Here is a 20,968-nt window from a genome sequence, read left to right as displayed (position 1 = left end):
TTTGGCCGCAGGGCTTGCGGTGTCAGTCTGTAGAGCGACCATAAGACCAGAACAGAGTAAATCTGTTAAGGCAGGTGCGGAACCCCGCAAGGGAAAGAAGCAGAAACCTAAATCGTGAGGTTTGGGAATCGCCGTCCGTTTACGGCGGTGAGGATGTCAAAATTGTTTTTATTCATCAGTAGGGAGGCAAAATTATTTGTAGGATGGGTTAGCGGTAGCGTAACATAATCGGGCGTTGGGTTTCATGCTTCAACCCAACCTACGTTCTTCCCCACTTCCCCACCTCCCCACTTCCCCACTTCCCCACTTCCTATTCCCTCGGACCAGAAAAGGGGTAAGATAATAAGTTTAGTGATAAGATGACCGAATTGTAAGCGGGGACTTGATATGGCAGAAACCCTATTATTTAATGCTTTGCGACAGGCGATCGATGAGGAAATGGGCCGGGACCAGACAGTATTTGTTTTGGGTGAAGATGTGGGTCATTACGGCGGTTCCTACAAAGTTACCAAAGATCTCTACAAAAAATATGGCGATTTAAGGGTTTTAGATACTCCCATCGCTGAAAATAGTTTTACGGGCATGGCAGTGGGGGCAGCCATGACGGGATTACGTCCGATTATTGAAGGCATGAATATGGGTTTTCTTCTGCTTGCCTTTAACCAAATTGCCAACAATGCCGGGATGTTACGTTATACTTCCGGCGGTAATTTTAAAATCCCCATGGTTATCCGTGGTCCGGGGGGTGTGGGCAGACAATTAGGTGCGGAACATTCCCAACGTTTAGAGGCCTATTTTCACGCGGTACCCGGACTAAAAATTGTCGCTTGTTCCACTCCCTACAATGCCAAAGGTTTATTAAAATCGGCGATTAGAGATAATAACCCCGTGCTTTTCTTTGAACACGTTCTTCTCTATAATCTTAAGGAAAATTTACCTGATAGCGAGTATCTTTTACCCCTCGATAAGGCGGAAATCGTTCGCAAGGGAGAAGATATAACTATTCTCACCTATTCGCGTATGCGTCATCACTGTTTACAGGCATTAAAACAGTTAGAAAAAGATGGCTATGATCCAGAAATTATCGATTTAATTTCTCTGAAACCCTTTGATATGGAGACGATTGCCGCTTCGATTCGCAAGACTCATAGGGTGATTATCGTGGAAGAATGTATGAAAACGGCGGGAATTGCTTCCGAGTTAATTGCTTTAATTAACGAGCAGTTATTCGATGAATTAGATGCCCCCGTGTTAAGATTATCTTCCCAAGATATCCCCACGCCTTATAACGGTAATCTAGAAAGATTGACGATTATTCAACCTAATCAAATTGTCGAAGCTGTCCAAAAAATGGTCGGTGATCGCATTTAACAAATTCTCCTTTTGATACTGAAGTTATGCAGAGACAAAATTGGTTATTGTTACTGATCGTCGGCCTAGTTGTTGCCTCGATCTTTATCCTGATTAAGTTACCCCTACAATTAGGTTTAGACCTGCGCGGGGGTAGTCAATTAACCATTCAGGTTAAACCCACTGAAACCGTGACAACCATTCAACCTAATGATTTAAAAGCCGTACAAAATGTGATTGAAAATCGCGTTAATGCCCTCGGTGTTTCTGAATCATTAGTGCAGACTGTGGACAGTAAAAATCAGGTAATCGTGCAACTACCCGGGGTCACAGATCCCAAAGAAGCTGAGAGAAACTTAAATGTTCAGGCCCAATTAGAATTTCGTCAGCAAAAACAAGGTACAGAAGGAGAATTTCGGGCTGAATATTCAATTTTTCAACAAAAAAAAGCGGAATTAGCCGCCCTCAAAGCCGAGAATAAACCCGAAAATGCCGCTAAAATTGCCGAACTAGAACAATCTCTCCAGAAATCTAAAGAGGCAATTTTAAATTTATTTGAATCGGTGGACTTAACTGGAAAAAATCTGCAAAATGCCACTATTAGTTCCACCCAAGGCACTAACTGGGAAGTGGCCATTACTTTCGACTCGGAAGGGGGCAGTAAATTCGCCGAACTGACTAAAGCGATCGCAGGTACTGGTCGCAGTATTGGGATTTTCCTCGATAATGAATTAATTAGCGCCCCTGTGGTTGATGTGCAGTTTGCCCAAACGGGAATTACAGGAGGCCGGGCCGTAATTACTGGTAATTTTACCGCCGAAACTGCCAACGATCTAGCGATTCAATTGCGCGGTGGTTCTCTACCTTTCCCCGTTAAAGTGGAAGAAATTCGCACCGTCGGGGCAACTTTAGGCCAGGACAGCATCCGTCGCAGTATCTACGCCGGTTTAGTGGGTTTACTGTTAGTTTTAATCTTCATGGCGGTTTATTACCGTTTACCCGGGATTATTGCCGATGTTTCCCTGATTATCTATACTATTCTCTCTCTGGGGGCTTTTGCCCTAGTGGGAGTCACGATGACGTTACCCGGTATTGCCGGATTTATCCTCAGTATCGGCATGGCAGTTGATGCAAATGTACTGATTTTTGAGCGTACCAGGGAGGAATTAAGGGCCGGAAAATCCCTATTTCGGGCAGTGGAGTCGGGATTTTACCGGGCTTTTTCCAGTATTCTTGATAGTAATGTCACTACTTTAATCGCCTGTGCTGCCCTATTTTGGTTGGGTTCGGGATTAGTCAAGGGTTTTGCTTTAACTTTAGCCATTGGGGTAGCTGTGAGTATGTTTACCGCTTTAACCTGTAGTCGTACTCTCCTGTTAATCACTGTGTTAAGCGTCCCTAGCATTCGCCAAAAACCCCAACTTTTCTGCCCTAATTTACCGGCAAACCAATAATTCAGTTATCAGTTATCAGTTACCAGTTACCAGTTATCAGTAGGGTGGGTTAGGCGACGATAAGTTATGCTGTTGACCAATAATTTCTGATTCGCCGTAACCCACCGATTACCATAACCCACTCCCCAAATCCCTTTTTTCCTTTTTTCCTTTTTTCCTTTTTCCTTTAAAAATATGGCATTTAACGTTACAAAACAGCGTAATTTTTGGTGGACAGTCTCGGCCCTGCTGACGATTGGTAGTATTTTGGCCATGGTAATTTCTTGGTTCACTATTCAAGCGCCTTTGCGACCGAGTTTAGATTTTGTTGGTGGCACGAGAATTCAGATAGAATTAGCTTGTGCCAAAAAGAATACCTGTGAGAAACCTTTAACTACTGCCGAAGTGCAAGGGATTTTAGACGAGGAGGGATTGGGTAACAGTAGTGTGCAGGTGTTGGATAAATATACTTTATCGGTGCGGACGAAAACCCTGGCAGAAGAACAGAGAACAAAATTACTCGACACCTTAAACCAGAAAATCGGAGCCTTTGACCCCGAAACCAGTCAAATCGATACAGTTGGTCCCACCATCGGTCAAGAATTATTTAGGTCGGGATTTTTAGCTTTATTAGTTTCCTTTTTTGGCATTGCTGTCTATCTAAGCTTCCGTTTTCAACGGGATTACGCTTTTTTTGCCATTGTCGCCCTGCTGCACGACGTTTTGATCACTTTAGGGGTCTTTGCGGTTTTAGGCTTAATTGCGGGGGTAGAAGTGGATAGTTTATTTTTGGTTTCCCTCTTGACAATTGTGGGCTTTTCTGTTAATGACACAGTGGTAATTTATGATCGCGTGCGGGAAAATTTTGCTAATACCCCCGAATTATCCGTGGATGAAATTGTCGATAATGCGGTGAGTCAAACCCTAACTCGTTCAATTAATACCACCCTGACTACTTTATTGCCTCTGGTGGCGATTTTTCTCTTTGGTGGCACGACCTTAAAATATTTTGCCCTAGCTTTAATTATTGGTTTTGTAGCGGGGGCCTATTCGAGTATTTTTATCGCTAGTACCCTACTAGCTTGGTGGCGCGGTCGTTCCCATCGACCCACACTCAATTACAGTTAGGATGCCATTGGTGAAGAATCAGTGGTTCTTGGATGGGTCGTAATAGTAATTTCAACCTGTTGATTGAGACGACCCAAAATTGATATCAAACGGTCAATAGTAAAGCGTCCCAAATTAGCACGGCGAATCTGGACAAATTCACTGTGATTAATTCCAGTTCGCACTTGAGCATCGCGGGTTGATAAGTCTTCCTTCTCCAGAACCTTGATAATTTCAGCAGCAAGCAGTGCTTTCGCTTGTCGCACGTCCGCATCTACATCGCCAAAATCGCGGTACACATTCCCGCTACCTTGTACCAGTTCAAATTGTTCTTCACTCATGAGAGTTCCTCCTTCAATCGCTTGAGCCGTGCTTTGATAACTTCGACTTCTTGCTGTGGTGTTTTGATCCCTTTTGGGGATTTTTTCTGGAAGGCATGAATCACCCAGATAGCCTCACCTAACTGGACAGCATAAATAGTTCGATAGGCATCCCCCTTGAAAGGTAGAGCAATCTCGAACACACCAGAACCTATCCCCTTAAAAGGCTTGGTTAGGGATGATTTTGCCCCTTCTGCTGCAATAGTTAAAGCGTCAAGTACAATTTCTTGGGCTTCCTTGGGAAACTTTTGAAAATCTTTCCGTGCCGCTTTAATCCAAGATATAGGACGGGTATTACGCATTCGCTTATGGTGATATAACTGATACCACCTGTCAAGCCCCATTATACTAAATCCAAAGATGGCTTTTAGTTGTCAGCTAAATTTTTGCGCCAATTTCGTCAAATTGCTTCAAGAGATTTGATTGCGAACGCCACTGAAAGCAGCGTATGCGATCGCTATAGCATCTACAGCATCATTAATAGGCATTTTTGTCAATCCGAATAAATACTTAATTTGTTCAGCCACCTCAGCTTTAGTGGCTTTACCATGGCCGAGATGACATTTCCAACTAGCTTGATGGAGGAAAATCGGTTCAATTCCTCCATCGCGACAGCTAACCAGATTGATAATTCCCAATGCTTGCAGGACTCCACCGGCTGCCTTGATTTGCCGGTTAAAAAAGGGCATTTCCACGGCAATTTCCCCCGGTTTATATTCTGCGATTAACTCCTTTAAATCCCGTTCAATTTCGATCAAACGCTGGGCAGTAGAAAGATTTTTAGAAGTTTCGATCGTGCCGTAATCGACTAAGATCGGCACTAACTCACTATTATCCCGGAGAATAGCCCAACCGACAATCGCTAATCCGGGGTCGATACCCAACCAAGTAGTCATAGATTAAGCCAAAAAATCTTGGACGATTTGGAGGATTCTTTGGGATGCTTGTCCATCTCCAAAAGGATTAATGGCATTAGCCATACGATCATAGGCGATTTTATCCCTTAATAATTCTCCCGCTGCGGCTAAAATTTGCTCCGGATTAGTCCCAATTAATTTCGCTGTTCCCGCTTGCACTGCTTCCGGTCTTTCTGTGGTTTCTCGCAATACTAAAACCGGTTTTCCTAAACTCGGTGCTTCTTCTTGAATGCCTCCAGAATCAGTTAATAATAAATAACAGCGTTGAATCGCCCCCACTAACTCGGCATAATCGAGAGGTTCAGTTAAAAATACCCTGGGATGATTGCCCAAAGCGGACTTTATTGGTTCTCGGACGGTGGGATTGCGATGGAGGGGTAATAATAGGGCGGTATCGGTATATTTTTCTAACAACAAAGTGAATCCTTTGATAATATCCTGTAAGGGTTCGCCCCAATTTTCCCGGCGGTGAACCGTGGCTAATAAAACCCGATAATCTGACCAATTTAAGCCCGCAATTTGACATTCTGGGGCGGTTTTGGCTACGGTTAATAAAGCATCAATAACTGTATTACCGGTGTGGTGAATATTTCCTGTCACCCCAGATTTTTGTAAATTTTCCACGGCTAAAGTAGTGGGAGCAAAATGTAGGGTAGTCAGTTGAGAAATTAGGCGGCGATTAGCTTCTTCGGGATAGGGATTATAGATATCATTAGTTCTTAATCCTGCTTCCACATGAGCGATAGGAATTTGTTGATAAAAAGCCGCTAAAGCAGCAGCAAAAGCAGTAGTAGTATCACCTTGCACAATAATTAAATCTGGTTTTATGCGCTCAAAGACCGTTTCTAAACCGCGTAAACTGCGGCAAGTAATATCAGTTAAGGTTTGACGGGTTTGCATAATATCGAGATTTTCATCTGCTTTTAAAGCAAATAATTCCATCACCTGCGCTACCATTTCTTTATGCTGTCCCGTCAGAATTACATGGGTTTGAAACTGTTCCGATTCTTGAAAAGCACGAATAACGGGAGCTAATTTAATCGCTTCGGGACGAGTTCCAAGAGTAATACAAATTGATTTCGACATATTATTATCAGTTATCAGTTATCAGTTATCAGTTATCAGATGTGAGTTTTCAGTTCACTGATTACTGTTGAATGATCCATGAAAATCTATTGAATTGTGCTGTTTTGTCATTTTTCACCGGTGGGGGTTTGTTGAACAATAACTTGGGGATAGAGTTGCATTTGCTGAGGATTTAAAGAAGGTCGAGAGATGGTCAAAACTTTTTGTTTGGCTAACTCTTGAGTCATGGTATCTAAAGTTTGAGCGATACGCAAATTATATTCTAATTGTTCCCCAGAAGAAAGCAAATTACTTAAGCCATCGATTAAACGTCTTAAATTCTCGCGAAATTGGGGATCACCGATTAACTCATCGATATCGGAGGTGATTTTTTGAGTATTTTCAAAAGTCACCCTAGCGGATTCGAGAGTTTTTTGCAGCAGGACTATTGTAGCAGGATCGTTAATAGTTTTAGTAATTTCTCGTAAATTATTCGATGTCTCCACCGCGTTATTCAAAATCGTCTCGATATTTTGCATGACTTGTTTAGTATCAATTTCATCTAAACCAGCATTCAACCTCAGGGCGGTATTATTGAGATTATTAGCGAGACTACCAATACCTAAACTAGCTTGATTAATATTATCGAGAGTATTAACAATTTGTCCCCGATTTTCGCTGAGAACAGCATTGAGATTAGCGACTAATTGGGAGGATTGTTGAAAAGTCCTGCTGATTTGACTGCGATTTTCCTGAACGGTATTATCTAAAGTATTGACAAAACGGGAGGCATTATTAGCCGTATTAGTGACCGAGCGACTGGTGGTAGCTAATTCCAAAGATAGACGAGAGATTTCTCTTTGGGCATTACGGATAGTCTGAGAGGTATCATCGGATAAACGGGCGATTTTTTGAGCTGCTATAGCGGTATTTTTGGTGACATCATTGAGATTACCCACAAATTCAGGACTGGTAAAAGTATCCACTAAACGACCAACACTAGACATTAATTGTGTTCCTGTTGTCCCCTGTAAACGAGTATTATTACAGAGAATTAACTGTTGATCACAGTCGGGACTAAGAGGGTCGAGATTTTTGGCCTCAGCACTTAAAGAAACTAAGGGAGTGATATCGATGGCTGCCTCCCCAATTAATCCGGAAAGATTGGTAGTAACAGTTACCTTCCTAGGCATAACTAAAGTAGCAGAAGCGATTTCGGCAATAACTTCCACTTGATTGCTTCCCGGGATAAAACTCGTAATTCTTCCCACTCTCACCCCGCGAAAACGCACCGGCGCCCCGACTTGTAACCCTTCCACGTCGGCAAACTCGAAGATTAATTGATAGGTTCTTTGACCAAATCCCCCCCCGCGAACCCAGATAGCGAGCACCCCAAAGACCAATAATCCGCCTAGGGCAAACAAACCTAGTCTTCCTTCCCGTAAAGCTCGCGAACTCTGCATGATTTTTCTCTCATTCTCGATAGTTCTTAATTTAGCTTAATCTAGCTTAAACGATTGTCCTAATCGGGCCTTCAATGCTGGCGCTAAAAAATTGCCGGATCATGGGATGATCGGTACGATCGATATCTGCCACTAATCCCTGCCATTGCACTTTTCCCTGATAGAGAAATACTACTCGATCGGCGGTGCGTCGGATGGTGCTTTGTTGGTGAGAAACCATCACATAAGTGTTCGCAGACCCCGATTTTTCATGGAGAGTCCGCACTAGATCCTCGATAATTGTAGAAGCTATTGGGTCTAATCCGGCGGTAGGTTCATCATACAGCAGTAATTCAGGATTATCAGCCGGATTATCGGGATTAGTGATAATAGCGCGGGCAAAAGCCACCCGTTTACGCATTCCCCCCGATAGTTCCGAGGGATAAAGGTCACTAATTCCCTGTAAACCGACCATTTCCAAGCTTTTTTCCACTAATTCCCTAATTATGGCTTTTTTTAAGTTAGTTTGTTCGTAGAGATAAAAACCGACATTTTCCCCGACGGTGAGAGAATCAAACAGGGCTGTTTGTTGAAAAACTAAGGAAGTTCGCATCGCTTCTCGACCATCTTCTAGCAATCCCTGACGCAATTGGCCTTTAATACGAATTTCTCCCGCATTTATCCCCGTTAATCCCGCAATTAACCGTAAAACCGTTGATTTTCCCGTCCCCGACGGCCCGATAATTACCAGGGCCTCCCCTCGATAAATGGTTAAATCTAATCCGTCGAGAATAACATTATCCCCGAATCTTTTCGATACTCCTCTCAATTCAATTAACGGTTCTTTCATCGTCGCTTAATTATCTTATAACCTCTGGAATTTTAGGGAGATGGGGAAGTGGGGTGTGGGGTGTGGGGTGTGGGGTGTGGGGTGTGGGGAAGTGGGGTGTGGGGAGAATAAAGCTGCCTCCTATCTCCTGTCTCCTATCTCCTATCTCCTGTCTCCTGAATACTGACTCCTGAATACTGACTCGATTCTGGCTGCTATAGTAGAAAAGCACCCATTGCTGACGATATCTGAGGTAGATTGCCGTGACTATTGCTTTAGACCAACTGCTTACCCCCGACATTTTTCGACCAGCGCGTTATTTGGGCAACGAGTTAGGTGCTAAACATAAAGAATGGGCAAGTGCGCTGGTTCGTTGGGTGTTAACCTATCCGGAAGTGTACGAAGTGGGGGCATCTAACCTCGGCCATATTATCCTCTACAATATCCTCAATGCACAACCCCGCCAACTCTGCGATCGCACTTATTTACCCGCACCGGATTTAGCCCAAAAACTCAAACAGACAAAAACCCCCTTATTTGCCCTAGAATCCCGTCGTTGCCTCACAGATTTTGATATTCTGGGTTTTAGTCTCAGTTATGAGCTAGGAGCCACCAATATTTTAGAAATGCTCGACCTAGCGGCAATTCCCTTGACTTGGAGAGCAAGAGATGCGGGTAACTATCCGCTAATTTTTGCCGGGGGACAAACTGCCACCTCTAACCCCGAACCCTACGCCGACTTTTTTGATTTTATCGCCCTTGGTGATGGCGAAGAATTATTGCCAGAAATCGGTTTAATTTTAGAAGAAGGTAAACTAGCTAATCTAAGCAAAGAAGAACTATTGCTAGATTTAGCCCAAATTCCGGGGGTATATGTGCCGCGTTTCTACGATGTCACCCCAATCGGTGCAGTTATCCCCAATCGTGACGATGTACCGCAAAGAATTTTACGCCGGGTAGCCACTCCTATCCCAGCCTATTCTATCGGTTTAGTTCCCTTCGTCGAAACAGTCCATGATCGCCTAGTGGTGGAAATTCGTCGCGGTTGCACTCGGGGATGTCGTTTTTGTCAACCGGGGATGTTAACCCGTCCTGCGCGGGATGTGCAACCGGAAGCAGTCATCGAATCGATTGAAAAAGGAATGCGAGCGACGGGATATAACGAATTTTCTCTATTATCTCTCAGTTGCTCCGATTATCTAGCTTTACCTGCCGTGGGTATGGAGATTAAAAACCGTCTCCAGAATGAGAATATATCTCTATCCTTACCCAGTCAAAGAGTCGATCGCTTTGACGAAAATATTGCTAACATAATTGGGGGCAATCGTCAATCGGGTTTAACCTTTGCACCGGAAGCGGGAACCCAACGAATGCGCGATGTGATTAACAAAGGGTTAACCAACGAAGAATTACTCAGAGGGATAAAAACTGCCGTCGAACAGGGTTGGGATAAGGTCAAACTCTATTTTATGATCGGTTTGCCGGGGGAAACCGATGTGGATGTCATCGGTATCGTGGAAACGGTGCGCTGGTTGCGTCGGGAATGTCGTTTACCGAAGCGGAAACCCCTCGATTTTACCCTAACTATCTCGAATTTTACCCCTAAACCCCATACCCCCTTCCAGTGGCATTCCGTCTCCACGGCCGAATTTATCCGCAAACAGGAGTTATTAAGACAGGAATTCCAAGGCATGAGAGGGGTAAAAGTCAATTATACCGATGTCCGCATCTCGGCTATGGAAGATTTTATCGGTCGCGGTGACAGAAGTTTAGGGAAAGTGGTGCTGCGCGCTTGGCAATTGGGAGCCGGGATGGATGCTTGGTGGGATAATACGGAAAAAGCCTATCAAGCATGGTCACAGGCGATCGAAGAATCCGGTTTAACCTGGAAATATCGTCAGATAGAACAGGGAGAATGGAATATTTTTGCCGATACAGACAAAGATATTTTAGAGCGTCCTTTGCCCTGGGATCATCTGGATACCGGTATCGATAAAAAATGGCTAGAGGAGGACTTAAAACGCGCTCTAGACGCGGCAACGGTTCCCGATTGTTCTTTTGAGGGTTGTTCCCATTGTGGCGTTTGTAGCGTCGATTTTGGTCATAATATCGTCATTGAAGCGCCCCCGATTCCCGCTTTTGCCGGACATTTTCAACCCAATCAAGAACGCACCCAAAGAATTCGGGTTTGGTTTGGCAAAATTGGCGAAATGGCTCTAGTTAGCCACTTGGATCTGGTGCGTTTATTTGATCGCGTCGTCCGTCGGGCTGCTATTCCCATTTCCTTTACTGGTGGATTTCACCCCGGTCCGCGCATTTCGATCGCCAATGCTTTATCCTTGGGAGCAACCAGTAGCGGTGAGATTGTCGATTTTGAATTGACAAAAGTGATGGATTTAGAGACGTTTAAACAGCAGTTAACCGCACAATTACCCGCAGATTTGCCGGTTTATCAGGTGGAAGAAATTCCCTTAAATGCTCCTGCTGCCACCCGTGTGTTAGAAAAAGCCGAGTATTTGCTCACTTTTAATAGCGAGGGAATTGACTGCCAACAGTGGCAAAATTGGATCGAGGCAATTAAACAAGCAACGGTGATGGAACGGGAAAAAACCACCAAATCCGGCAAAAAAGTCACGATTAATCTGCGAGAACAATTATATGAATTAGAGTTAAAAACTGTTGACAAACAAGCCGTTTTGTGCTATGTGGGCAGTTGTCGCAATGATGGCACTTTACTACAGCCCGATCATATCGTCGAGATGTTAGAAAGGGTTTCTGGCCAAGAGATTTCGCTGCTTAATTTTCATCGTCAGCGCTTGATTTTAGGAGCTTAACCATCGTAAATTGTTCCCTTTATGCTCTAACCCCAGAAAGTCAGCTAATCTTGATCGACTAATTCCAAGGAATCATCAACCAAAGCTGGCCGGTAATTTTGAACAACCAAAAGTTTCCTAAGAGACAGATTCACCTAATCAAATAAAAGGAGATGAAAATTAAAATCTGGTTGATTTCAGGCTACCGGCAATAGTCACTGATAACTGATCACTGATAAACTTATTGCAAGGCGTCGAAGACTTTAAACATGGGTAGGTACATAGACACAAGAATAGTTCCCACCATCACCCCAATAGCAACCATCATCAAGGGTTCAATGATACTGGTTAAAGCTTTAACGGCCTGTTCCACCTCATCTTCGTAGAAATCCGCCACTTTCATCATCATGGTATCTAATTCTCCTGTTTCTTCACCAATACTAATCATTTGAATGGCCAAAGGTGGGAAAACATTGGCTTTTTGTAGGGACAAACTCATCATTCCCCCCTGCTGAATTTCCTTCTTAGCACTAGCGATCGTATTAGCAATTACCTGATTACCCACCGTATTAGAAACTATATCAAGGGAATTCAAAATCGGGACACCAGAACGCGTCAGAGTCCCAAAAACCCGGCAAAATCTAGCCACAGCCGATTTTTTATTCAAATCGCCAAAAAGGGGCATTTTAAGGAAAAACCAGTCAATTTGCAGACGACCTATCGGGGTTTTGTAATAGCGACGCAGCAAAAAAACCGTGGCAGCAATGGTGACAATCGGAATTAAAATCAACCAACTACGCATCACACCACTTAAAAAGAGCATAAATTGCGTTAAAGCTGGTAGTGGCACCTTCAAATCGGTGAAAATTTTCGCAAACACGGGAATTAAAAAGATGGTCATCCCGAAAAACACAATTATCGCCAAAATTCCCACCGCTACCGGATAGGTCATCGCTGATTTAATCTGGTTTTTCAAGCGGGCCATATCTTCCAAAAGTTTCGAGAGACGGAGCAGCACTTCATCGAGTACCCCCCCCGTCTCTCCAGCTTCGATCATACTGACATAAAGTTCATCAAAACATTCGGTATGTTTGGCCATCGCTTCCGATAACGGACTCCCTTGCTGTACGTCGGTGCTAATCGCTTGTAGTGCTTTTCTCATCTTGGGATTACTGGATTGATCCCCCAAAACTCCCAAACATCTCATAATCGGCACACCAGCATTAATCATTACCGAAAATTGACGGGAAAAAACCGCTTTATCTTTGATGGAAATCTTGGCAAATATCAACTCTAAACTAGAAAGATCGATCTCTTCTCCCGCTTTTTTGACTTTACCGACGGCGGCATATTTTGCCTTCAGTATCATTCGAGCATGATCGGGAGACATAGCTTCAACTTTCTCTTGGAAAACTTTTCCAGAGCTGCTTTTAACTTGTGCGACAAAAGTAGGCATAGGACAAATTAGTTATCAGTTATCAGTTATCAGTTTTTTAGCTGTTAGCTGTTAGCCATCAGGAGTCAGGAGATTATTTTTATTTATTGTCCCTGCTTCGGTACTCCCCAATCTCCTATGCCTTTTAAACAGTATTTATCATTAGAAACGGGCTTTAGTTTTGGCGTTAGCAACGGACCCAGCGACCAGACGTTGTAATTCATCGGGTTTACTACTTTTAGAAATTGCCTCTTCAAAGGATATAACACCGCTAACAACTAAATTAGCTAATCCCTGTTCCATAGTTTGCATTCCTAGCTTCATTCCCGTTTGAATTGCCGAGTAAACTTGGGGGGCTTTTCCTTCGCGAATTAGGTTAGCGATCGCTGGAGTTACCACCATGATTTCCTGTACCATTGCCCGGCCAAATTCCCCCGGTTTGGGATTTTTTTTCTTGACTAGGTTTTGACTAAAAACTGCTAGTAAAGAATTGGATAACATGGCGCGAATTTGTGCCTGTTGGTTAGCGGGGAAAACGTCAATAATCCGATCCACTGTTCCCGCTGCCGAGCTAGTGTGTAGGGTTCCGAAGACTAAGTGACCGGTTTCCGCGGCCGTAATTGCCAAACTAATTGTTTCTAAATCCCGCATTTCTCCCACAAGGATAATATCAGGATCTTCCCGTAAAGCTGCTCTTAGTGCGTTAGCAAAACTCTTGGTATCTTCTCCTTTTTGTCGTTGGTGAAACAGGCTTTTTATATTAGGAAAAACGTATTCAATTGGGTCTTCTACAGTTAAAATATGTTCAGACCTAGTCCGATTAATTAAGTCTAAAATTGCCGCTAAAGTGGTAGTTTTACCTGAACCTGTTTGGCCAGTTACGAGAATTAATCCCCTCGGTCTTTCCGATAATTCTCGGATCACTTCTGGTAAATTTAATTGTTCAAAGTTAGGCATTTTAGAGGACAAAGCGCGTAAACAAGCTGCATAGGCTCCCCTTTCTTTATAAACATTGATCCTAAATCTTGCTAATCCTTTCACCCCGTAGGAACAGTCTAATTCCCAATTCTGCTCTAACTCTTTTCTTTGGGTATTATTGAGCATACTAAAAATCAATTTCTGACAATCTTGCGGGGTTAAAGATTCTTCATTAATCGGGGACAGTTTGCCACTAATGCGAAAATAGACCGGCGCCCCAGACTGAATGTGCATATCGGAACCGCCCATCTCGACCAATTGTTCCATTAAATCTTCGATCATTAATTCCATAAGTTAAACCCCATCTATAAGGTAAAATCAGTGAACAGTGAAAAGACATTGGGAAAGTGCTATTTAAGACTACTCACTTAATACTCCTTACTTAAAACTCAAATCTCATAACTGATAACTGATAACTGATAACTGAAAAACTGTCTTAATAACTAAATCGCGGTGTCATACAATAGGGACAATCGAGCCATTCTGGTTGTAGTTCAGCGCGACAACCACTACAGATTAAACCGCTTTTCCGTTTGGCTTTTAATTCCGCTTCTAGACCAGAATCGGTCAGTGTCACCCGTTCTACTTCTTCGAGGGTGGTGTAACCCTCGCGCACCAGATTTAAACTATAGGCTAGGAGTGTCACCATGCCCTCATCAACGGCCGCCTCCTTAATGCGATCGGTTGTCGCCCCTTGGTTAATTAACTGCTGTATTCGTTCACTATTCTGCATTACCTCATAGACACCGATGCGATCTTTGTAACCGCTGCCAGCACACTTAAGGCAGAGATTGCCCTGTTTTCGCGCTTGTTGAATTTCCTCCATAGTTAGGGTATTAGCCTTATAAAAAGTCACTTCCTGTTCATTGGCAGCGGAAAGACCAAAACGGGCTAATTCCTCTTGACTAGGGTGATAGGCGACCCGACACTGGGTACAGACGCGCCGCACGAGACGCTGGGCCAAGATTCCCAACAGAGAACCAGAAATCATGAACGGTTCAATCCCCATCTTATCAAGACGAACGATCGCACCTGCGGCATCGTTGGTGTGTAGGGTAGTTAAGACCAAGTGACCGGTTAAGGCGGCCTCGATCACCGTTTTAGCCGTTTCCCTATCCCTAGTTTCTCCCACCAGAATCACATCCGGGTCTTGTCGCAGGAATGCCCGCAGAATCGAGGCGAAATCCATGCCTTTTTCGCGAATTATCTGCACCTGGGTGATGCCTGGCAGAGAATATTCGATCGGGTCTTCGGCCGTACTAATATTGACCCCAGGGTGATTTCTTTCCGCTAACACCGAGTATAAAGTGGTGGATTTCCCTGAACCGGTGGGGCCTGTCACCAGCAACAGACCAAAGGGACGACTAGCCATGTCTCGGACGATTTGCAGAGTATTTCGATCGGTGATTAGTTTATCTAAACCCAACTGGGTAGCCGAGTTATCGAGAATCCTTAAACAGACTTTTTCCCCGTAGCGACTGGGCAGGGTATTAACCCGAAAATCTACTTTTCGTCCTTGATACATCCGCCGAATTTTACCATCCTGGGGAAGACGACGTTCGGAAATATCGAGATCGGCCATGATTTTAAACCGGGCTGTGACCGCCGGGGCAATTTTTTTCGGCAGTGGCTCAAAAGCTTGATGAAGAACTCCATCTTTGCGAAAGCGAATTTTCAGGAATTCTTCTTGGGGTTCGATGTGAATATCGGAGGATCCTTCCTGTAGAGCTTTAGCTATAATTTTATTGACAAGGTTGATGACGGGGGCTTGATTAGCATCCCCTTCTCCGAGATCATCGGCCACTTCATCGTTAGCAACACCAGAGGTCAAATCAAGACTGCCGACAATATCGGTCAGATCCGAGAGTTTTTCCAGTTCTTTTTCTTTTTGCAGTCGGGCTTTCTCCCGTTCTAGTTCCGATTGAGCCGAGTGGAATTTTTCCAGTAATCTTTCATAATCTTCCCCGGCAATCACCAAACGCTGTAAACCTAACTCCCTGGGGCGGAGGATACGATTTATATCGTCAGTAGCCGCGAGGTTGTCGGGATCGACCATGGCTATCAAAATCGCGGCTGGCTCTCCTTCGATTCGACGCAGGGGGATGAGACGATAGCGACGACAAAGATCGATCGGAATCAAAGAATCGATCAGCCTGGCTATTTCCAGTCCATCCACATCGCTCAATTCTGGGTCGAGCGATTCGACTCCGTAGAGGATTTTTAGTTCAAATAACTGGTTTTTCTTATACTGTCGCTGTAAATCCGGGGGCAAAGGCCGCCCGGTTAGTTTTTGCAATATTTCTACTAGCGATCGTCCCGATTTCCGCGTTTCTACCAGGGCCTGTTGCATTTGCTCGGCACCGATATAGCCCGACTGCACTAACTTGTTACCAAAGGGGGAAAAGTAATTGCGTAGGGCGACAGCACGGGTTTTCTTGGAAGAAAATGTCATAGACGATTCCTAACCTCTTCACTACCCTTTAATCTTCCCAATTTTACTGAGAAAACTGCATTCTAGCAAAAATTTTTCTAGATCACTGATTATCTATCGGGGCCGCTTATATCTGGTTACGGATCTTGTCCACAAAATGTTACATTAAGGGTTAAACCTTGATTATTAGCTGGTACTTAAAGACCAAAATCAGCATTAAATGGTCATATATTGCCAAATTCCCCACTAAAATCCTATACCATGAGTGCAGAACCAAATACCTCGGCAATTTTCGACGAAAACCAAGAATCCTCTTCTAATTCCCCTGAATCTCCTACAAACGAATCAGAAGCCAGTGTCACCGATGAAGCCAAAACGGTGACGGACAAGGCCGCCTCTAGCGAGGAATTTTCCTTTCTAGGTGGAATGACTATCGATACTCTACAAGAGGAAATTGATACTCTCAAACAGCAGTTAGAGGAACAAACCCAACAGGTTGATGCCTATAAGAAACGCTATATCACTCTAGCAGCCGAGTTCGACAATTTTCGCAAACGCACGGCCAAGGAAAAAGAGGAACTGGAAACAAAAATCAAGGGCAAAACCCTGATGGAAATTCTTGGTGTGGTGGATAATTTTGAGCGCGCTCGTACTCAAATTAAACCAGCTAACGATGGCGAGATGGGTATTCACAAGAGTTACCAAGGGGTCTATAAAACCTTAGTGGACAGTCTCAAGCGTTTGGGCGTTTCCCCCATGCGTCCGGAAGGTCAACCCTTTGATCCTAGCTACCACGAAGCGATGATGCGGGAGTACACCGATGAACATCCCGAAGGCACGGTAGTCGAGCAGCTAGTGCGAGGATACACTCTCGGAGAAGATGTTTTGCGTCATGCTTTGGTAAAAGTGGCCGCCCCCAAAGAGACAGATCCTAACGCTGATCAGTCCGAATCTCCTTCCATTCCATCCCAGGAATCCCTCTAACACCTCCACATCAAAAAGTGTTCAGATATTTTGGTTTTGGGGATATGTGTTTCCTCCCTATCCCCTCTTCCCACTGAAAGACTTTTTCTTGCTTTTATCTTTTAATTAAAAACGCTTCTATACCCAAGGCTTTTGCTCCTTGGTAATCTTCTTTTTTACTATCGCCAATATGCCAAGCTTGTGCGGGGGGACAATCATGTTTTTGCAGGGCAATTTGAAAAATTTCCCGATCGGGTTTAGCTGCTCCTGTCTGGGAAGAAATCGTGATCGATCGAAAAAAATATTCTAAGCCTAATTCGGCCAAAACTTGGTAGATACGACTATCAAAATTAGAAATAATGCCCAACTCGATCCCCTGAATCTGCCAGAGTCTTAAAGCGGGAATGACATCCTCGTACAGCACCCAAGGCTCGGCCGTGGCAAAATGATGATAAAGTTCGCCAAAAAAAGCCTCAAAATCGGGAAATCTTCCCAGATAACCTAAATTATTAAAAACTGCCCCAGTCAGCGATCGCCACCAGCGATACTCTAACTCAGGAATTTGTGCCGGTTCAACCTTAGGAAAAGCTAGGGGGGGAGAAGTGGGGAAAATAGCCAAGAAAGACTGTTCTAGACTCTCGGCCGCCACCTCTACCCCAAAATCCGCCGCTATTTGACTATAAATTCCTCCGACACTGCCTTTTACCCCAAAAAGGGTTCCCACAGCATCGAGAAAAATAACTTGCGGTTTCTGCATAAGAGTTTTGTCTTTAACGGTCTAACTGAGGTTTTTAGGGTCGGTCTTTTGGGGGGTTTAACACACCTAACCATTGCTTATTTTAAAGGATTATGGCCGAAATTCTTGGATCCCTTGCCAAACCCTTAATACCTCTGCCACCGTCCATGCTTGGGCAAAAGCACCCCTAGGAGTAAAAGGAGCATTACCATCGAAAATTTCACTTAAATTACCGATACAGCTATCCCGAAGATGGTCAATCATCGGTGTTAAAAAACTCTGGGCTAGGATGGGATCGCGATAGACTTTTAGATGGGCTTCGATAAATGCCCCTAATAACCATCCCCAGACTGTCCCCTGATGGTAGGCACTATCTCTTTTTAAGCGATCGCCACTGTAAACGCCAAGGTAATCAGGATGATCCACATCTAGCGATCGCAAACCGCGAGAAGTCAAAAGTTTTAAAGCACAAATATCGAGAATGGCCTTTTTCTGTGGGGAATTTAATAACTCCTCCACCGACAAAGACAGGGCAAAAAGTTGATTCGGTCGTAAACTGGCATCATTACCCTTGTCCGTATCTAAAACATCGTAACAGTACCCTAGAGAATCGTCCCAGAAGCGAGAAAACCCTTTTAAGGTCATTTCTCTCATTTTTTCGTAATCAGTGGCATCCATGCCCAAATAATGGGCAAATTGAACCATAATTTTTAGGGCATTGAACCAAAGGGCATTAATTTCTACGGGTTTGCCGATGCGGGGAGTAATCACCAGATCATCAACTTTGGCATCCATCCAAGTTAACTGTACTCCCGTTTCGCCGGCATAGATCAAACCATCGTCATCTAGGTGAATATTGTAGCGAGTACCGCGACGAAACCAAGCGATCACTTCCGTTAAAGCGGGATAAATAGTTCTGAGAAACTCAAAATCTTGGCTTTGGTTAAAATAGGAACGAATGGCTTCAAAATACCAAAGAATAGCATCGACAGCGTTATATTCGGGCATTTCTCCGCCATCGGGCAGTAAATTGGGCAATAAACCCCGGTCTAGATAACGGGAAAAAGTTAGTAAAATCTGACGGGCGATCGCAGATCTGCCTGTAGTCAAAGTTAATCCTCTTAGGGAGATCATCGTATCGCGACCCCAATCACCAAACCAAGGATAACCCGCGATTATCGTTTTGCCATCCGGTTGATCCCGGAGAGGACGACTAACGATAAACTGGTCGGCAGCGAGGGTAAGTTGTTGAATCCATGGCGGCTGCTGGGGATTAATCAGACTATTTTCGTAGCGATAGCGAGACTCTAGAGAAGATTGACCGTCTAAACTGGGATCGGGACGGGTACTAGCGGCAATTGTCACCGATTCTCCCACTTTAAGAGTAGCCGAAAAACTGGCGGCATGGAGATGATTTTCCCGATCGATTAAACCACGATAACGTTCCACAGCCAAATCAAAGCGATAATACCAGATATGAGCGGGAAAAACCTCTCCTTGACTGATTAATAGATAAAAAGGTACAGCATTGTCATAGGCAATCACTCTTACTCCTTTTTCTAGGGGACTAATAGCCATTTGCCAGTTAAAACCCTGGGTATTGCCGTGAAAATCACGATAATTGACAAAAGCAGTCAGATTCAGGGTTAAAGGAGAATTGCCGCGAAGGTAGGTATAGCGGGTATAGGTGGTATTTTCTCCCTGTTCCATCCAGATACGCTTTTCTAGTAAGGCATCCCCACAGATAAAAGTCCAGACGGGAATTGTCCCTTCCAGATGAAAACTTTCGATATTAATATAGCCTTGTGGTTCGATCGTAGCACCTAACCAGCGATTGCTGGCCAGATGATAGAGTTTCTGGTTATATTGTACCGATTCATCGATTTTAGTCACAAGAAGCGTTCTTTGCGTCGGTGGAGCCAAAGCAGCGATCAACAGGCCATGATAACAGCGCGTTAGCAATCCGGCCACAGTTCCCGCGGCAAAACCCCCAATACCATTAGTGACTAACCATTCGCGCTTTTCAGCCACCGGGAGACAATTACAGATATCTCGACCAAAACGGAGCTTGACCATAGGCTTCCAAATTCCTAGGAATTTTGTTATAATCAAAAATTGTGTCTTTAATATCTATAGACTAACTCTATCTTAAGGAGAAAAATCAGCAGTGAGTAAACGTACTTTAGAAGGAACCACGCGCAAACAGAAGCGCACTTCCGGATTTAGAGCGAGAATGCGTAGCGTCAACGGACGTAAAGTGATTAAAGCTCGTCGGAAAAGAGGACGCTATCGTTTAAGTGTTTAGGTTATTCTGGGAACCGACTAATTTTCGTGGGATTACCCCAAGTTCATCGCTTAAAACATCGACAGGATTTTCAAGCTGTCTATGGAACAGGGAAGCGTTATCACGGTTCCCACTTAACCTTAATTAGTTTAGAGGATTCTGGCCCGGATAAGCCTCTTCCCAGTCGTTTTGGCATCTCGATTAGCAAGAAAGTTAGTAAAAAAGCGGTGGTTCGTAATCGACTAAAAAGGCAAATAAGAGCGGTAATTCGGCAGTTATTGCCAGAAATAGCGACAGGATGGCGAGGAATAATCATTATCCGTCCCGGGGCGATCGAGTGCAATTATGAACATTTTTTGCGAGAATTAAAGCAGTTGTTAGTGAAGGCCAATATAATTCATGGGCATTAAAGAAGAAACTTTTTATGAAGGCGGTCCGCACATCGGCGACCTAATCATCAATATACTGCTAGGATTTACAGTGATTTGTTTACCTTTAACCGTTGGGGCAGTGGTGCGGGCAATCTGGTTAAGATATAAGATAACCGATCGGCGGATTTCAATCACTGGGGGTTGGATGGGACGCGATCGCACAGATATTATCTATTCAGAAGTGGCAAAAGTGGCAAAAATGCCGAGAGGAATTGGTATTTGGGGGGATATTGTCGTAACTCTCAAGGATAGAAGTCGTTTAGAAATGCGCGCGATGCCGAAATTCCGGGAAATTCATGACTACATTGCCGAAAGAGTCGCCGATAAAACCGGTCGTCCCCTAGAATCGATCATCAGTCAATAAAACAAAATAA

At 44.1% G+C, this 20,968-nt stretch carries 19 protein-coding genes; 8 read left to right on the top strand and 11 right to left on the bottom strand.

Annotated features, from left to right (window positions below):
* The first annotated feature begins 387 nt into the window (after positions 1–387).
* The 3 genes from IM507_RS01195 (at position 388) to secF (ending at position 3,911) form a co-directional block, all read left to right on the top strand.
* Positions 388–1,371 (top strand): alpha-ketoacid dehydrogenase subunit beta, encoded by a 984-nt coding sequence (locus IM507_RS01195; protein WP_002742584.1) that lies wholly within the window; start codon positions 388–390, stop codon positions 1,369–1,371.
* Between the two features lie 26 nt (positions 1,372–1,397).
* Entirely contained in the window at positions 1,398–2,804 is a 1,407-nt protein-coding gene (gene secD, locus IM507_RS01190) for a protein translocase subunit SecD (RefSeq protein WP_002738599.1), read from the top strand.
* Between the two features lie 174 nt (positions 2,805–2,978).
* The gene (gene secF, locus IM507_RS01185; protein WP_069474208.1) at positions 2,979–3,911 is read left to right on the top strand and encodes a protein translocase subunit SecF; all 933 of its coding nucleotides are present in this window, start codon (positions 2,979–2,981) and stop codon (positions 3,909–3,911) included.
* On the opposite strand, the gene IM507_RS01180 is transcribed toward secF, so the two are convergent.
* The 6 genes from IM507_RS01180 to IM507_RS01155 all read right to left on the bottom strand — a co-directional run bounded on the left by IM507_RS01180 (position 3,908) and on the right by IM507_RS01155 (position 8,544).
* Positions 3,908–4,231 carry a helix-turn-helix domain-containing protein gene (locus IM507_RS01180; protein ID WP_002752110.1) on the bottom strand — a complete coding sequence of 108 codons (324 nt, stop codon included), beginning with the start codon at positions 4,229–4,231 and terminating at the stop codon, positions 3,908–3,910. The genes secF and IM507_RS01180 overlap by 4 nt on opposite strands.
* A complete protein-coding gene (locus tag IM507_RS01175; protein WP_232306098.1) occupies positions 4,228–4,572 on the bottom strand; it encodes a type II toxin-antitoxin system RelE/ParE family toxin in 345 nt (114 codons plus the stop codon). The genes IM507_RS01180 and IM507_RS01175 overlap by 4 nt, the downstream gene beginning before the upstream one ends.
* 108 nt (positions 4,573–4,680) lie before the next feature.
* Positions 4,681–5,166, bottom strand: a complete 486-nt coding sequence (locus tag IM507_RS01170; RefSeq protein ID WP_069474209.1) for a crossover junction endodeoxyribonuclease RuvC — start codon at positions 5,164–5,166, stop codon at positions 4,681–4,683.
* 3 nt (positions 5,167–5,169) lie between these two features.
* Positions 5,170–6,273: a non-hydrolyzing UDP-N-acetylglucosamine 2-epimerase gene (wecB, locus tag IM507_RS01165; protein WP_287636361.1), complete on the bottom strand. Its 1,104-nt coding sequence runs from the start codon at positions 6,271–6,273 to the stop codon at positions 5,170–5,172.
* Positions 6,274–6,380: 107 nt separating this feature from the next.
* The gene (locus IM507_RS01160; protein WP_123231224.1) at positions 6,381–7,715 is read right to left on the bottom strand and encodes an MlaD family protein; all 1,335 of its coding nucleotides are present in this window, start codon (positions 7,713–7,715) and stop codon (positions 6,381–6,383) included.
* A 46-nt stretch (positions 7,716–7,761) separates the two neighbouring features.
* Positions 7,762–8,544 carry an ABC transporter ATP-binding protein gene (locus tag IM507_RS01155; RefSeq protein WP_002739028.1) on the bottom strand — a complete coding sequence of 261 codons (783 nt, stop codon included), beginning with the start codon at positions 8,542–8,544 and terminating at the stop codon, positions 7,762–7,764.
* 242 nt (positions 8,545–8,786) lie between these two features.
* Between IM507_RS01155 and IM507_RS01150 the strand changes: the two genes are divergently transcribed.
* Positions 8,787–11,357, top strand: a complete 2,571-nt coding sequence (locus IM507_RS01150) for a TIGR03960 family B12-binding radical SAM protein (RefSeq protein WP_069474212.1) — start codon at positions 8,787–8,789, stop codon at positions 11,355–11,357.
* Positions 11,358–11,577: 220 nt separating this feature from the next.
* On the opposite strand, the gene IM507_RS01145 is transcribed toward IM507_RS01150, so the two are convergent.
* From IM507_RS01145 to IM507_RS01135, 3 genes are all read right to left on the bottom strand, one after another.
* Entirely contained in the window at positions 11,578–12,792 is a 1,215-nt protein-coding gene (locus IM507_RS01145; protein WP_287636359.1) for a type II secretion system F family protein, read from the bottom strand.
* 141 nt (positions 12,793–12,933) lie between these two features.
* A complete protein-coding gene (locus tag IM507_RS01140) occupies positions 12,934–14,040 on the bottom strand; it encodes a type IV pilus twitching motility protein PilT (RefSeq protein WP_123231223.1) in 1,107 nt (368 codons plus the stop codon).
* 145 nt (positions 14,041–14,185) lie between these two features.
* Positions 14,186–16,201, bottom strand: a complete 2,016-nt coding sequence (locus tag IM507_RS01135; RefSeq protein WP_130758087.1) for a GspE/PulE family protein — start codon at positions 16,199–16,201, stop codon at positions 14,186–14,188.
* A 240-nt stretch (positions 16,202–16,441) separates the two neighbouring features.
* On the opposite strand from IM507_RS01135, the gene grpE reads away from it, so the two are divergent.
* Complete coding sequence (gene grpE, locus IM507_RS01130; protein ID WP_002738986.1) at positions 16,442–17,164, top strand: nucleotide exchange factor GrpE; 723 nt, start codon at positions 16,442–16,444, stop codon at positions 17,162–17,164.
* Positions 17,165–17,258: 94 nt separating this feature from the next.
* Here grpE and IM507_RS01125 read toward each other — a convergent pair whose 3' ends face one another.
* Together IM507_RS01125 and IM507_RS01120 are read right to left on the bottom strand one after the other, a co-directional pair.
* On the bottom strand, positions 17,259–17,900 hold the full coding sequence (locus IM507_RS01125) for an HAD-IA family hydrolase (protein WP_069475576.1): 642 nt from the start codon (positions 17,898–17,900) through the stop codon (positions 17,259–17,261).
* 90 nt (positions 17,901–17,990) lie between these two features.
* Positions 17,991–19,955, bottom strand: a complete 1,965-nt coding sequence (locus tag IM507_RS01120; protein ID WP_287636357.1) for an amylo-alpha-1,6-glucosidase — start codon at positions 19,953–19,955, stop codon at positions 17,991–17,993.
* 91 nt (positions 19,956–20,046) lie between these two features.
* On the opposite strand from IM507_RS01120, the gene rpmH reads away from it, so the two are divergent.
* From rpmH to IM507_RS01105, 3 genes are read left to right on the top strand one after another with little or no spacing between them, the layout of a single operon-like run.
* Positions 20,047–20,184 (top strand): 50S ribosomal protein L34, encoded by a 138-nt coding sequence (gene rpmH / locus IM507_RS01115; protein ID WP_002739276.1) that lies wholly within the window; start codon positions 20,047–20,049, stop codon positions 20,182–20,184.
* Between the two features lie 26 nt (positions 20,185–20,210).
* Positions 20,211–20,573: a ribonuclease P protein component gene (gene rnpA / locus IM507_RS01110; protein ID WP_002738574.1), complete on the top strand. Its 363-nt coding sequence runs from the start codon at positions 20,211–20,213 to the stop codon at positions 20,571–20,573.
* A complete protein-coding gene (locus IM507_RS01105) occupies positions 20,563–20,958 on the top strand; it encodes a PH domain-containing protein (protein WP_002763099.1) in 396 nt (131 codons plus the stop codon). The genes rnpA and IM507_RS01105 overlap by 11 nt, the downstream gene beginning before the upstream one ends.
* The last annotated feature ends 10 nt before the right edge of the window (positions 20,959–20,968 follow it).

Source organism: Microcystis sp. M20BS1 (assembly GCF_020245305.1).
GTDB classification, from domain to species: Bacteria; Cyanobacteriota; Cyanobacteriia; order Cyanobacteriales; family Microcystaceae; genus Microcystis; species Microcystis ichthyoblabe_A.
The sequence above is the reverse complement of the archived record's forward strand: the minus strand, read 5'-3'. Positions and strand labels throughout refer to the sequence as shown.